The 12,459-nt window shown below is 67.1% G+C and carries 14 protein-coding genes and 4 tRNA genes; 5 read left to right on the plus strand and 13 right to left on the minus strand.

Features of this window, described 5'->3' with window-relative positions; translation table 11 throughout:
• Nucleotides 1-45: 45 nt before the first annotated feature.
• The 10 genes from rplA to ACWF82_RS11155 form a co-directional block, all read right to left on the minus strand.
• A complete protein-coding gene (gene rplA / locus ACWF82_RS11110; protein ID WP_019049396.1) occupies nucleotides 46-759 on the minus strand; it encodes a 50S ribosomal protein L1 in 714 nt (237 codons plus the stop codon).
• Between the two features lie 78 nt (nucleotides 760-837).
• Entirely contained in the window at nucleotides 838-1,272 is a 435-nt protein-coding gene (rplK, locus tag ACWF82_RS11115) for a 50S ribosomal protein L11 (RefSeq protein WP_452500212.1), read from the minus strand.
• Nucleotides 1,273-1,510: 238 nt separating this feature from the next.
• Nucleotides 1,511-2,317, minus strand: coding sequence for a transcription termination/antitermination protein NusG (nusG, locus tag ACWF82_RS11120; RefSeq protein WP_452500379.1), 807 nt, complete (start codon nucleotides 2,315-2,317; stop codon nucleotides 1,511-1,513).
• Between the two features lie 113 nt (nucleotides 2,318-2,430).
• Nucleotides 2,431-2,808, minus strand: a complete 378-nt coding sequence (secE, locus tag ACWF82_RS11125) for a preprotein translocase subunit SecE (RefSeq protein ID WP_452500214.1) — start codon at nucleotides 2,806-2,808, stop codon at nucleotides 2,431-2,433.
• Between the two features lie 31 nt (nucleotides 2,809-2,839).
• A tRNA-Trp gene (locus tag ACWF82_RS11130) sits at nucleotides 2,840-2,912 on the minus strand.
• A gap of 197 nt (nucleotides 2,913-3,109) precedes the next feature.
• Nucleotides 3,110-4,177, minus strand: a complete 1,068-nt coding sequence (locus tag ACWF82_RS11135) for a fused (3R)-hydroxyacyl-ACP dehydratase subunits HadA/HadB (protein WP_452500381.1) — start codon at nucleotides 4,175-4,177, stop codon at nucleotides 3,110-3,112.
• Nucleotides 4,178-4,321: 144 nt separating this feature from the next.
• On the minus strand, nucleotides 4,322-4,492 hold the full coding sequence (gene rpmG / locus ACWF82_RS11140) for a 50S ribosomal protein L33 (protein ID WP_019049401.1): 171 nt from the start codon (nucleotides 4,490-4,492) through the stop codon (nucleotides 4,322-4,324).
• 36 nt (nucleotides 4,493-4,528) lie between these two features.
• Nucleotides 4,529-4,604 (minus strand) — tRNA-Met (locus ACWF82_RS11145).
• A gap of 58 nt (nucleotides 4,605-4,662) precedes the next feature.
• Nucleotides 4,663-4,735 (minus strand) — tRNA-Thr (locus tag ACWF82_RS11150).
• A 351-nt stretch (nucleotides 4,736-5,086) separates the two neighbouring features.
• Nucleotides 5,087-5,169 (minus strand) — tRNA-Tyr (locus ACWF82_RS11155).
• Between the two features lie 176 nt (nucleotides 5,170-5,345).
• On the opposite strand from ACWF82_RS11155, the gene ACWF82_RS11160 reads away from it, so the two are divergent.
• The gene (locus ACWF82_RS11160; protein ID WP_189025598.1) at nucleotides 5,346-5,837 is read left to right on the plus strand and encodes a YajQ family cyclic di-GMP-binding protein; all 492 of its coding nucleotides are present in this window, start codon (nucleotides 5,346-5,348) and stop codon (nucleotides 5,835-5,837) included.
• Nucleotides 5,838-5,951: 114 nt separating this feature from the next.
• Here ACWF82_RS11160 and htpX read toward each other — a convergent pair whose 3' ends face one another.
• The gene (gene htpX, locus ACWF82_RS11165; protein WP_452500216.1) at nucleotides 5,952-6,815 is read right to left on the minus strand and encodes a zinc metalloprotease HtpX; all 864 of its coding nucleotides are present in this window, start codon (nucleotides 6,813-6,815) and stop codon (nucleotides 5,952-5,954) included.
• 37 nt (nucleotides 6,816-6,852) lie between these two features.
• Nucleotides 6,853-7,875: a polyprenyl synthetase family protein gene (locus ACWF82_RS11170; RefSeq protein WP_452500218.1), complete on the minus strand. Its 1,023-nt coding sequence runs from the start codon at nucleotides 7,873-7,875 to the stop codon at nucleotides 6,853-6,855.
• A gap of 145 nt (nucleotides 7,876-8,020) precedes the next feature.
• Here ACWF82_RS11170 and ACWF82_RS11175 point away from each other — a divergent pair, with 145 nt between their 5' ends.
• Nucleotides 8,021-9,286, plus strand: coding sequence for a geranylgeranyl reductase family protein (locus tag ACWF82_RS11175; RefSeq protein ID WP_452500220.1), 1,266 nt, complete (start codon nucleotides 8,021-8,023; stop codon nucleotides 9,284-9,286).
• A gap of 48 nt (nucleotides 9,287-9,334) precedes the next feature.
• Here the strand turns inward: ACWF82_RS11175 and ACWF82_RS11180 are convergent, their stop codons facing one another.
• Nucleotides 9,335-9,832 (minus strand): DUF2505 domain-containing protein, encoded by a 498-nt coding sequence (locus ACWF82_RS11180; protein ID WP_452500222.1) that lies wholly within the window; start codon nucleotides 9,830-9,832, stop codon nucleotides 9,335-9,337.
• Nucleotides 9,833-9,939: 107 nt separating this feature from the next.
• On the opposite strand from ACWF82_RS11180, the gene ACWF82_RS11185 reads away from it, so the two are divergent.
• The 3 genes from ACWF82_RS11185 (at nucleotide 9,940) to ACWF82_RS11195 (ending at nucleotide 12,335) form a co-directional block, all read left to right on the plus strand.
• Complete coding sequence (locus tag ACWF82_RS11185; RefSeq protein ID WP_452500224.1) at nucleotides 9,940-10,380, plus strand: DUF3592 domain-containing protein; 441 nt, start codon at nucleotides 9,940-9,942, stop codon at nucleotides 10,378-10,380.
• Between the two features lie 72 nt (nucleotides 10,381-10,452).
• Entirely contained in the window at nucleotides 10,453-11,595 is a 1,143-nt protein-coding gene (locus ACWF82_RS11190; RefSeq protein ID WP_452500226.1) for a glycosyltransferase family 4 protein, read from the plus strand.
• A gap of 26 nt (nucleotides 11,596-11,621) precedes the next feature.
• Entirely contained in the window at nucleotides 11,622-12,335 is a 714-nt protein-coding gene (locus ACWF82_RS11195; protein WP_218719600.1) for a demethylmenaquinone methyltransferase, read from the plus strand.
• Nucleotides 12,336-12,459: the final 124 nt, after the last annotated feature.

The raw sequence follows: 12,459 nt of genomic DNA on the forward strand, positions 1-12,459 counted from the left end.
GTTCCCACCCTCGTGGTCGATCAGGAGCTACCTGTCAGGAGAAGCTCACGCATCCTCGTCGAGGAGGTTGCGGGTACGGTTCGGGTCCACCGGGATGCCCGGTCCGGTGTTGGTCGAAACCGTGATCTTCTTGACGTAGCGGCCCTTGGCGGTCGACGGCTTCACACGCAGGATCTCGTCCAGCGCGGCGCCGTAGTTCTCCACCAGCTTGGCGTCGTCGAAGGACGCCTTGCCGATGACGAAGTGCAGGTTGGCCTGCTTGTCGACGCGGAAGTTGATCTTGCCGCCCTTGATGTCGTTGACGGCCTTGGTCACATCGTTGGTGACGGTGCCCGTCTTCGGGTTCGGCATCAGACCACGCGGGCCGAGGACACGCGCGATGCGGCCGACCTTGGCCATCTGGTCCGGGGTGGCGATCGCGGCGTCGAAGTCCAGCCAGCCGCCCTGGATCCGCTCGATCAGGTCCTCGGCGCCAACGGCGTCGGCACCGGCGGCCTCGGCCTCGGCGGCCTTCTCGCCTGCGGCGAACACGATGACGCGGGCGGTCTTACCGGTGCCGTGCGGCAGGTTGACGGTGCCGCGGACCATCTGGTCGGCCTTACGGGGATCCACGCCGAGACGGACGGCGACCTCGACGGTCGCGTCGGTCTTGGTGGTGGCGGTCTCCTTCGCCAGGCGCGCGGCGCTCAGCGGGGAGTACAGCTTGTCGCGATCGACCTTCTCAGCAGCGGCGAGATACGCCTTGCTTCGCTTTGCCATGTTTCTCTGTCCTTAAAGTTGCGAGTTCAGGTGTGGTTTCCGGGCCTGGCCGGCCCTCCCACAGAGAGCGAGATTCGCTCAGCCTTCGACGGTGATACCCATCGAGCGGGCGGTACCGGCGATGATCTTCACGGCCTGATCGAGATCGGTGGCGTTGAGATCCTCGGCCTTGGTCTTGGCGATCTCCCGGACCTGGTCCATGGTGACCTTGGCGACCTTGGTCTTGTGCGGCTCGGCCGAGCCCTTCTGCACACCGGCGGCCTTGAGCAGCAGACGCGCGGCGGGCGGGGTCTTCAGCTTGAAGTCGAACGTCCGGTCCTCGTACACCGAGATCTCGACCGGGATGACGTTGCCACGCTGCGACTCGGTCGCGGCGTTGTACGCCTTGCAGAACTCCATGATGTTGACGCCGTGCTGACCGAGCGCGGGGCCGACCGGAGGAGCCGGGTTCGCGGCACCGGCCTGGATCTGCAGCTTGATGATCCCGGCGAGCTTCTTCTTCTTGGGGGGCATCTTTCTTCCTTGGGTTTCGGTTCCTTACGGTTGCCGTAAGCCTGTTGCGGGATCGCTCCCACGCCGGGTCCAAGCCCGGCATTCGCGCACGACTGTCACACCGGACGAGAAACGCCTGGCGCGGGTCTACACACGAACTGTCACACTCTACCGAACCGCGCCGCGGCGGCCACAGCCGGGAGGGTCGACCAACGACAACGGCACCGCCGAGGCGGTGCCGTTGCGAAGCTGGTTCGAGCTAGATCTTGGAGACCTGGGTGAAGTTCAGCTCGACCGGGGTCTCGCGACCGAAGATCGAGACGAGCACCTTGAGCTTCTGCTGCTCGGCGTTGACCTCGCTGATGCTGGCGGGCAGCGTCGCGAACGGGCCGTCCATGACGGTGACCGACTCGCCGACCTCGAAGTCGACCTCGATGACCGGCTTGCCCGCGGCAGCGGCACCGGTGTCCGCACCGGACGCGGCAGCGGCGGCCGCCGCCTTCTTCTGAGCCTGCGCACCGGCCGGGACCAGGAACTTCACGACCTCGTTGATGGTCAGCGGGGTCGGCTTGGCGCCGGGGCCACCGCCGGTCATACCGACGAAACCGGTGACGCCGGGGGTGTTGCGCACCGCGCCCCACGACTCGTTGTTCAGTTCCATCCGGACCAGGATGTAGCCGGGCAGCACCTTGCGGTTGACGTTCTTCTTCTGCCCGTTCTTGATCTCGGTGACCTCTTCGGTCGGCACCTCGACCTGGAAGATGTAGTCCTCGAGGCCGAGGTTCTGCACGCGGGTCTCGAGGTTGGTCTTGACCTTGTTCTCGTAGCCGGCGTAGGAGTGCACGACGTACCAGTCGCCGGGGACGCGGCGCAGCTTGGCCTTCATCGACTCGACGGGGTCGGCTTCGGGGTCTTCCTCGGTGGCGACGGCCTCGACGACGGCCTCCTCGGCCGCGTCGGCGTCTGCGAGCTCGGTGGTGGCCTCGACCTCGTCGGCGGCGGTCTCCGCCTCGACAGTGTCGTCAACCGGGAACTCGGCGTTTGTTTCGTTCTCCGGGGTGCTCACTTCGGCACTCGCTTCCTGTGTCGTCACGTACATCGTCTGGGCCGGGTCAGGTGCGCGGAGGCACACTCCGCCGTTCCGGCCCGCGATCGGCTACCGGCGTGGGGTGTCGGCGATCAGCCGAACAGCCAGTCGACACCCGTGATGAACGCAATATCGATCCCGTAGATGAACGCGACCATGAAGACCACGAACACCAGAACGACGGCCGTATAGGTGACCATCTGCTTCCGGTTCGGCCAGATCACCTTGCGCAGTTCCGCGACGACCTCTCGCAGGAACTTGAGCAGCCGCTTGAACGGGTTGCCCGATTTGGCCTTCCCGGCAGTCTTGTCTGCCTTGCGCAAGGAAGGCCGGTCCAGCGTGGCCACCGAACCGGTGTCCGCCGGAGCATCCGACGTGCGCGCACGGCGAGCTGTCCGCTTGCCGCTCGGCCGAGTGGCAGCGGCGGTGTCGTCGCCGTCTTCGGCGCGAGTTTCCCGCTCGTCGCTCACGTCGATCCTTCCTCGTCGCTGGCATTCAGGGCAGGGGCGACAGGACTTGAACCTGCAACCTGCGGTTTTGGAGACCGCTGCTCTGCCAATTGAGCTACGCCCCTTCGGTTGGACCAGCCTGAGCTGTGTTGTCCAACCACAGTCGATATTCGATTATCGAGTTCTGGTGTCACACAACATGCGCGCCGCTTCCATGGGGATCTACTCCCCGGGAAGATCAGCGCGCAGCAGCCGGTGACCCCAGAGTCCCGAGTGTACGTTACCGCGTGCGGTATTCGCCAATCCGGTACAGCCGACCAGGTCAGGACAGCTGAACGGTTGCCGTGGCCCGCCCGAAGATCTTCTTGCCCGCCGACTTCGCCGTGATGGCGACGACCGCGGTCCTTGCCTCCGGATCGACCGACTTCACCTTACCGGTGAACTCGACCTCGGCCGGGGACTCGGCCCCGACGAAGACCGGGCTGGTGAACCGGACGTTGTACTCCTTCACCGCACCGGGATCACCGAGCCACGAGGTGACGAAACCGCCGCCGAGGCCCATCGTGAGCATGCCGTGCGCGACCACGTCGTCCAGGCCGACCATCTTCACGATCTCGTCGCTCCAGTGGATCGGGTTGGCGTCGCCGGACACGCCCGCGTAGTTCACCAGATCGCCACGGGTGAGCCGGACGGTGCGCGGCGGCAGTTCATCGCCGGCGGCCACGCTGCCGAAGGACAGGGCGTGCGTGGGGACGGCAGGCTCCGGCTGCCTGGTGACCGGATCGGGGGTGAGCTCGGCGGGGAGCTCGGCCGGCGCGTGATGGTCGGGCTCCTCGAGGCCGTGCATGAGGATGTTGCGGACCGCGTCCGACATCGCCGGATCGATATCGGCGCCGCTGCGGCCGATCAGCGTGGTGTAGGTGGTGAGCACCAGCTCGTCGTCCTGGGCGGTGACGATGTTCTTGGTGACGATGATGTCGCCGCCGAAGGCCTGCCGGAAGGAATGCAGGTACACATCACAGGTCAGCTGGTCGCCAACCCGGATCGGGCGGTGGAACTCCAGGATCTGGTCGGTCTGCATGATCTGGCTCAGGTCGTAGCCGGTGACGATCCGCTCGAACAGCTTGCGCTGGGCCAGGATGCCGACCAGCGAGATGAAGGTGAGCGGGGCGAGCAGGCTCTGGTGGCCGTACTCGCGCGCGATGTCTTCCTCCCAGTGCACCGGGTGGTAGTCCTGCACGGCACGGGCGTATTCGCGCACCTTCTCGCGGCCGACCTCGTAGAAGTCGTCGACACGGTAGTGGTGGCCGACCATCGCGGCCGCGTGTGCGGCGGGATCGAACGGTTCGGCGGCTGCGGCGGTGACCGCTTCGTCAGTTCCGGTGTTCAGTGTCACCACGTGGACCTTACTCACACGTAGACCGCTCACAAGCCGTCCGGGGGTGTAGACACCACCCCCGAGGGGTACTGTATCGACCCCGGAAAAGCACAAAGGCCGGACTTTCGTCCGGCCTTCGGCAAATGTTCTGGTGAATCAGCGCGACTCGCGGTGCGCCCGGTGGGTTCCGCAGTTCGGGCAGAACTTCTTCAGCTCGAGGCGGTCCGGGTCGTTGCGCCGGTTCTTTTTGGTGATGTAGTTGCGGTGCTTGCACTCTTCGCAGGCCAAGGTGATCTTTGGCCGGACATCGGTGGACTTCGCGGCCACGATATGCCTTCTTTCCGGTCTGGGCTGAGTCGTTATTGGTAGCGATGGCCGGACTTGAACCGGCGACACAACGATTATGAGTCGTTTGCTCTACCGACTGAGCTACACCGCCACGGCGGACCTTTTACGGTGGGCCGGCGGGAAAGTCGGTCACCACCGGCAATCCGGCGAGCCCCCTAACGGAATCGAACCGTTGACCTTTTCCTTACCATGGAAACGCTCTGCCGACTGAGCTAAGGGGGCATGACTACGTGGCACAGAGTCTGTATCGGCGGGCCGATCAGCGCGACCCCGTGCTCCGGCGTCCTGAACGAGATTACACACTACCCGCCAGCACTACCAAATCGCCAGCTAGGACCTGGTTTTTCGCTAGTCAACCCACTGATCGCCCGAGAACATGGGTAACTCCCCAACTCCCCCGCCTCCCCGCGACTTCAGCGGGTCGTCCGGTAGGTCAGCTGCTTGTTCTCGGGCTCACCACGTGGCCGCTCGGGCCGGAGGTGGCGCGGGAGTTACCCATGTTCTCGGGTGATCAGCGGGTTGCTTCACCAAACCAAAGAACCCCGCCGATCTGATGATCGACGGGGTTCGATGTGGCAGATGTAGGATTCGAACCTACGTAGGCTTTCACCGACAGATTTACAGTCTGCTCCCATTGGCCGCTCGGGCAATCTGCCTTGTGCGCCGTTTCCGGTGCGCTGAGAGCTTACAACGAACCCACACCCCCAATGCAAACCGCCTGCACAACGACCCTGCGAGCGCGGTCGGACCAGGCATGCGGGTACAACTGTCTCGGTGGCCGGCACACCTGTCGGCGCACCCATTGTCAGACCGTGAGGGACAGGAGCGCAGTGTGGCTGATTCGTCATTCGACGTGGTGAGCAAGGTCGATCGCCAGGAGGTCGACAACGCGCTGCACCAGGCGGAGAAGGAGCTGAACTCCCGCTACGACTTCAAGGGCACCGACGCGTCGATCGCGTGGTCGGGCGAGGAAGCCATCGTGCTGACCGCGAACGCCGAGGAGCGGGTCAAGGCCGCGCTCGACGTGTTCAAGGAGAAGCTGATCCGCCGTGACATCTCGCTGAAGGCGTTCGACGCGGGCGAGCCGCAGGCTTCGGGCAAGGTGTTCAAGATCACCGGCACGCTGGTGCAGGGCATCGATACCGAGAAGGCGAAGAAGATCTCCAAGAAGATCCGCGACGAGGGCCCCAAGGGCGTGAAGGCGCAGATCCAGGGCGAGGAGCTGCGGGTCAGCAGCAAGAAGCGCGACGACCTGCAGGCCGTGATCTCCCTGCTCAAGGGCGAGGACTTCGGCATCGCCCTGCAGTTCGTCAATTATCGCTAGCGGCTGGCGCAGCGGTTATCGGCCTCGTGACTTCGCCGCCGAGCAGCGATACTGCGCCTTCGGCGTTCCGTCTCGCTGCTCGGCGGCGAGGCGGCCGAAAACGTGGTGGTGACGTCAGAAGCGGTGGTCTCCGCCTGCCATTTCCTCCAGCCGCTTGATGCGCTCGTCCATCGGCGGGTGCGTCGAGTACCAGCGGGCGATGCGGTCGCCAGCGCGGAACGGGTTGGCGATCATCAGGTGCGATTCGCTGGTGAGCTTGGGATCGGGCGGCAGCGGGGCCACCTGGACGCCGCGTTCGATCTTGCGCAGGGCAGAGGCCAGGGCCAGCGGGTCACCGGTGAGTTCGGCGCCGGACTGATCGGCCTGGAATTCGCGCGATCGCGAGACCGCCATCTTGATCAGGCCCGCGGCGATCGGGCCGAGCAGCGAGACGAGCAGCACCGCGATGACGTTCGGTCCCTGACCGTCCCTGCTACCGAACGAGCTGGCGAAGAAGGCCATGTTCGCCAGTCCGGTGATGATCGAGGCCATCGCGCCTGCCACCGACGAGATCAGGATGTCGCGGTTGTAGACGTGCGACAGCTCGTGGCCGAGAACCGCGCGTAACTCCCGCGCGTCGAGCAGCTGCAGGATGCCGCTGGTGCAGCACACCGCCGCGTGCCGGGGATTGCGACCGGTCGCGAACGCGTTGGGCGCGTTGGTCGGGCTGATGTAGAGCCGCGGCATCGGCTGGCGGGCCGTGGTCGCGAGCTCGCGCACGATCCGGTACATGACCGGCGCTTCCAGTTCGCTGACCGGTTGCGCGTGCATCGCCTTCAGCGCCAGTTTGTCGCTGTTGAAGTACGCGTAGGCGTTCATGCCGACGGCCAGCACGATCGAGATGATCAGGATCGTCGGGCTGCGGAACATCGCCCCGATGGCGACGATCAACGCCGACAGCCCGACCATCAAACCGAATGTTTTGATCCCATTGGGCATGATCGAAAAACGTGTGTGGTGCCGGGATAGTTCCTGGTCAGCCGACGCGTTCGATGGTGTAGCGGACCAGACGGCTGAGGGCGTCGTTGGCCGGGCCAGCGGGGAGGGCGGCCAGTTCGGCGTCGGCAAGGTCGGCGTACTCCCCGAGCTTGACCTTGGCCTTGGCCATGCCGGGCGAGCGGCGCAGGAGTTCGAGTGCCTCGTCGACCTCGGCGTCGGTTTCCAGGGGGCGTGCCAGCAGGGTGCGCAGGCGGTCGCCGTCGGCGCCGGACTCGCGCAGGGCGTAGAGGACGGGCAGGGTGTGCACGCCCTCGCGCAGGTCGGTGCCTGGCGTCTTGCCGGACTGTTCGGCCGAGGAGGAGATGTCGATGATGTCGTCGGAGATCTGGAAGGCGGTGCCGACGGCATCACCGAGGCGGGCCAGCCGCTCGACATGCTCGGTCCCCGCACCGGAGAAGGTGCCGCCGAAACGGCCCGCTGCGGCGATGAGCGAGCCGGTCTTTTCCCAGACCACGCGTAGGTAGTGCTCGACCGGATCCTGGGACTGCTTGGCGCCCATGGTTTCCCGCATCTGGCCGGTGACCAGCTCGGCGAAGGTCTCGGCGATGATCCGGACCGCGTCGGGGCCGAGCGTCGAGGTGAGCCGGGAGGCGTGCGCGAACAGGTAGTCGCCTGCCAGGATCGCGATGTTGTTGCCCCAGCGCGCGTTGACGCTGACCGCGCCGCGGCGCTGCGTTGCCTCGTCCATCACGTCGTCGTGGTACAGCGTCGCCAGGTGCACCAGCTCCACGACGGTGCCCGCGGTGACCAGCGCCGGGTCGGTGGGATTGGGGCCGAGCTGACCGGTCAGCACGGTGAACAGCGGACGGAACCGCTTGCCGCCGGCCCTGGCCAGGTGCAGTGCGGCTTCCTGGAGGAATTCCTCGCCGTCGGAGAGTTCGTCGACGAGCAGTTTCTCGACCGCGGCCAGGCCGTCGCGCACGGTGGCGGCGAGTTCGGGATCGACGAGATCTACCCCGGCAACCACGGTGCTCTCGTCGCTCACAGCCGATGTGCTCATTATCTTCTCCCAGCGATGCGTCCGACCCCGACGGGTAGCAACCTAGCGTGTTCCGGCGCCCACGCCGATGAACACCGTCACACAGTGACTATTCCCGGTGTACCCGACACTCTCGCACAGCGCCCTGGGGTGCCAGTATTGAGCCATGGGTTCACCGGATCTCACCCCCGCCGACCGCGCTGCCCTTCCTGCCGCCGTCGAGGTGCTGGTCGTCGGTGCAGGGCCCGCCGGTTCGGCGTCGGCGGCCTGGGCCGCCCGCGCCGGACGCGATGTGCTGCTGCTCGATTCCGCTGTCTTCCCGCGGGACAAAACCTGTGGCGACGGGCTGACACCGCGCGCGACCGCCGAGCTCGAGCACCTCGGCCTCGGCGAGTGGCTGCGCGCGCACACGGTGAACCACGGCCTGCGGATGGCCGGTTTCGGCAGGGAGGCGTTGCTGCCGTGGCCGGGCGGGTCGTTCCCGACGTACGGAAGCGCCGTTCCCCGAACCGAACTCGACGACAAGCTGCGCGAGACCGCGATCAAGTCCGGTGCCGCGATGGTCGACGGCGCGAAGGTCACCGAGGTGCTGCGCGAAGGCGAGCGGGTCACCGGCGTGACGGTCCGGATCGGCGATGCCACCCACTCGGTGCGCTGCCGGGTGCTCGTCGTGGCCGACGGCGTGCGCTCCCCCATCGGAAAACAGTTGGGCCGCACCTGGCATCGGCGCTTCGCCTACGGGACCGCGGCGCGCGCCTACATCAAGTCGGGACGCAGCGACGACCAGTGGATCTCCTCGCACCTGGAGCTGCGCAACGCGGCCGACGAGCTGGTACCCGGCTACGGCTGGATCTTCCCGCTCGGCAACGGCGAGGTGAACATCGGCGTCGGTTCGCTGGCGACCGAACAGCGGCCTTCGCACATCGCGCTCAAGCCGCTGATCGAGCACTACACCCGGCTGCGCCGCGAGGAATGGGAGCTCGAGGGCGAGCTGCGTGCCGTCGCGTCGGCGCTGCTGCCGATGGGCGGTGCGGTGTCGGGGGTGGCCGGACCGAACTGGGTGCTCGTCGGCGACGCCGCGGGTTGTGTGAATCCGCTCAACGGTGAAGGCATCGACTACGGGCTGGAAGGCGGGCACCTGCTCGCCGGGCTGCTTGACGAGGCCGATCTGAGCCGGGTGTGGCCGCAGCTGCTGCGTGACCGGTACGGCCGCACGTTCTCGGTGGCGCGCAGGCTCGCGGGCCTGGCCACCCACCCGAAGATGGTCCCGCTCGGCGGGCCGCCGGTGATGCGCTCGAAGTATTTGCAGCGCACGGCCGTCCGGGTGATGGGCAATCTGGTGACCGACGAGGATCTCGACATCACCGCCCGCGCCTGGCGGGCAGCGGGACGCGCATCGCTACGCGCCGACGACCTACAACCATTCAGCTGAGCACCCGTCGGGTGCGGTGCCGCCCGGTCGACGGCACCGCCGCGGGTGTCAGTTCTTGGCGAACCAGCCCTCGAGGAACTTGCGTTCGCTGTTGAGGACGCGCTGGTGCAGCTGCTCGGCGAGCGGCTCGATCGCGCCGCCGACCAGCGGCACCTTCACGGTGACGGTGCCGACGACCTCGATCTCGCTGCCCTCGGCGGTGGGGCGCAGTTCGTAGGTGCCCGACATCTCGGTGGTGATTCCGCCGGTGTTGCCGGTGAAGCTGCCCTTGGCGACCTCACCCTGCAGCGGCTGCCAGTTGTCGGTGCGTGAGAGCACCAGATCGCTCTTGAGAACCTTGCGCACCAGACCGGGGACCTTGTCCCGACCGGGGGTTTCCGTCATCTGCAGGCGAATCGAACCCGGCCCGTCGGGATGGGACAGTTCGACGGTCGCGGTGTCGGCGGCGGAGAAGCGCTCCTGCCAGACCGCATCGTCGACGAGTGCCCGGTGAAGCTCTTCGACCGGGACGGTGTAGGGCACGGTGAAGCTGAATTTTCGGGACATGGGCGCACACGCTAGCGCAGCAGACGACTAGGCGTAACCTCCGCATTCGCTGCGGCCATGCGCAGGCTACGGAGCGCTACGCGCCCTGTGCCCTATAGGGTGGCGGCGTGTCGGAAACCAGCCAGTCGGAGAGGCGGACGAAGCGCCTGCGACGGGTGACAACCGGGGTGCTCGGTACCGCGACGGTGATCAGCGTGCTGATGGTGCTGCTGGTTCTCGCGGCCTGGCGCAACGATTACGAGATCGAGAATCATCGTGGCGTCACCTCGGGCGAGGTCCTCTCGGCGGGCCGGTTGCGCTCGGCGGTGATGTACGTGACGCCCGACAGCGTGACCCACAATCCGAAGGTCGGCATCCTATATCCGACCAATCTGACCGCGGGTCAGCGGATCAATGTGGAGTACAGCACGCGCGACCCCGATCTGGTCCGGGTCGCCGGGCGCGATGCGCGGGTGGCGATCATTCCGGCGGCGTCGGTGATCGTGGTGGTCTGGGCACTGGCGTTGCCCGCGCTGTGGCTGGTTCGGCGGAAGCAGCGCGAGGCGTAACTTCGCCTGCTGTTCGTCCCGGCTTCACGTCGGTGTGGGTGTGCCGCGCGGTGTGGCGGTCACCCTGAGAGAGTGCGCGTAGCCATCGTCTCGGAGTCTTTCCTGCCGAACATGAACGGCGTCGTCAACTCCGTGTTGCGGGTGCTGGACCACCTGGACCAGCACGGGCACGACGCGATGATCGTGGCGCCCGACACCCTGCGTGGCGTGCCGCCCGCCCCGCGCTTCCACGGCCGTTTCCCGGTGCACCGGGTCCCCGCGATGATGGTGCCGAGGGTCAGTTCGCTGCCGGTCGGCCTGCCGCAGCCGGGGATCACCGCCGCGATCGCCGCCTTCGATCCGGACGTGGTGCACCTGGCCTCGCCGTTCCTGCTCGGCGCCGGTGGGCTGGCTGCCGCGACCCGGCTCGATCTGCCCTCGATCGCGGTGTATCAGACCGATGTGGCCGGCTTCGCCAAGAGCTACGGTCTCGGGCTGGCAGCGCGGGCGGCCTGGGCGTGGACGCGCCGGATCCACGAAGGCGCGACGCGCACACTGGCGCCCTCCTCCGCGGCCGCGCAGGACCTGGCCGACCACTGTATTCCGCGGGTGCATCGCTGGGGCCGCGGCGTCGACATCGACCGGTTCAACCCGGCCGCGCGCAGCGCCGAACTGCGGGCGAGCTGGCTGGGCTCGCGGGACCGGCTCGTTGTCGGTTTCGTCGGCAGGCTCGCGCCGGAGAAGCACGTCGAACGACTGGCCGCGCTGGCCGGTGACCCCTCGATCCAGCTGGTCGTGGTGGGCGACGGGCCGGAGCGGGCACGGCTGGGCCGACTGATGCCGGACGCGGTGTTCACCGGTGAACTCGGCGGCAGCGAGCTGGCCACGCATTACGCGAGCCTGGATGTGATGGTGCACCCGGGCGAGCACGAGACGTTCTGCCAGGGTGTGCAGGAGGCGTTGTCCTCCGGTGTGCCGGTGATCGGTCCCGATGCGGGCGGACCGCGCGATCTGATCGCGCACTGCCGTAACGGGTATCTGCTGCCGGTCGACCGGTTCGCCGAACTGCTGCCCAGCGCGGTGTCGGCGCTGCGCGATCCGAGCCAGCGCGCCCGGTTCGCGACGGCGGCGCGCAAGTCGGTGCTGCACCGCACCTGGCCCGCCATCTGCACCGAGCTGATGACGCACTACGCCGATGTCACCGGCATGCGCGACCGCTTGCCGCGCTCGGCATAGCAGGCCGCGGCCGATAAGCTCGATTCGTGGCGACAACAGAGCAGCGGGAACCGATTCGGGCTTCGCTGGACAAGCAACCCCACGAGGTCGCGTCGATGTTCGACGGTGTGGCGAAGCGCTACGACCTCACCAACACGGTCATCTCCGCTGGCCAGGATCGATACTGGCGGTGGGCGACGCGGCGCGCGCTCGGGCTGCGTCCGGGTGAGCGGGTGCTCGACCTGGCGGCGGGCACCGGGGTCTCGACCGTGGAGCTCGGCAAGTCGGGCGCCTGGTGCGTGGCCACCGACTTCTCCCAGGGCATGCTCGCCGCGGGCCGGTTCCGGCAGGTGCCGATGGTGGCCGGTGACGCGATGGCGCTGCCGTTCGCCGACAATTCCTTCGACGCGGTGACCATCTCCTTCGGCCTGCGCAATGTCGCCGACATCGATCTGGCGCTGCGCGAGATGCTGCGAGTGACCAAGCCCGGCGGGCGTGTGGTGGTCTGCGAGTTCTCCACCCCGGTGTTCGGGCCGTTCCGCACCGTCTACATGGAGTACCTGATGAAGGCGCTGCCGCGGGTGGCGCGAGCAGTCAGCTCCAACCCCGACGCGTACGTATACCTCGCCGAATCGATCCGCGCGTGGCCGAACCAGCGCAGGCTGGCCCGGCGCATCGCCGACGCAGGCTGGGACTCGGTGCAGTGGCGTGACCTCACCGGTGGTGTGGTGGCGCTGCATCGCGGCTACAAACTGGGCTGAGATCCCCTCGATCCCGGGGTGAAACCGGTCACTCCGGGACAGCGCGCGGCAGGCCCTTTCCCGTCGGCACATGCCCTGATCAGGGCCGATATTCCGGACTCGACCTCACAGTGAAAATTTTGGC

Source organism: Nocardia sp. NPDC055053 (assembly GCF_053608285.1).

Coding starts and splice junctions, on each gene's coding strand:
- rplA (WP_019049396.1), bottom strand. CDS start 759: ATGGCAAAGCGAAGCAAGGCGTATCTCGCCGCTGCTGAGAAGGTCGAT.
- ACWF82_RS11180 (WP_452500222.1), bottom strand. CDS start 9,832: ATGTCCCGAAAATTCAGCTTCACCGTGCCCTACACCGTCCCGGTCGAA.
- rplK (WP_452500212.1), bottom strand. CDS start 1,272: ATGCCCCCCAAGAAGAAGAAGCTCGCCGGGATCATCAAGCTGCAGATC.
- ACWF82_RS11175 (WP_452500220.1), top strand. CDS start 8,021: ATGGGTTCACCGGATCTCACCCCCGCCGACCGCGCTGCCCTTCCTGCC.
- ACWF82_RS11170 (WP_452500218.1), bottom strand. CDS start 7,875: ATGAGCACATCGGCTGTGAGCGACGAGAGCACCGTGGTTGCCGGGGTA.
- htpX (WP_452500216.1), bottom strand. CDS start 6,815: ATGCCCAATGGGATCAAAACATTCGGTTTGATGGTCGGGCTGTCGGCG.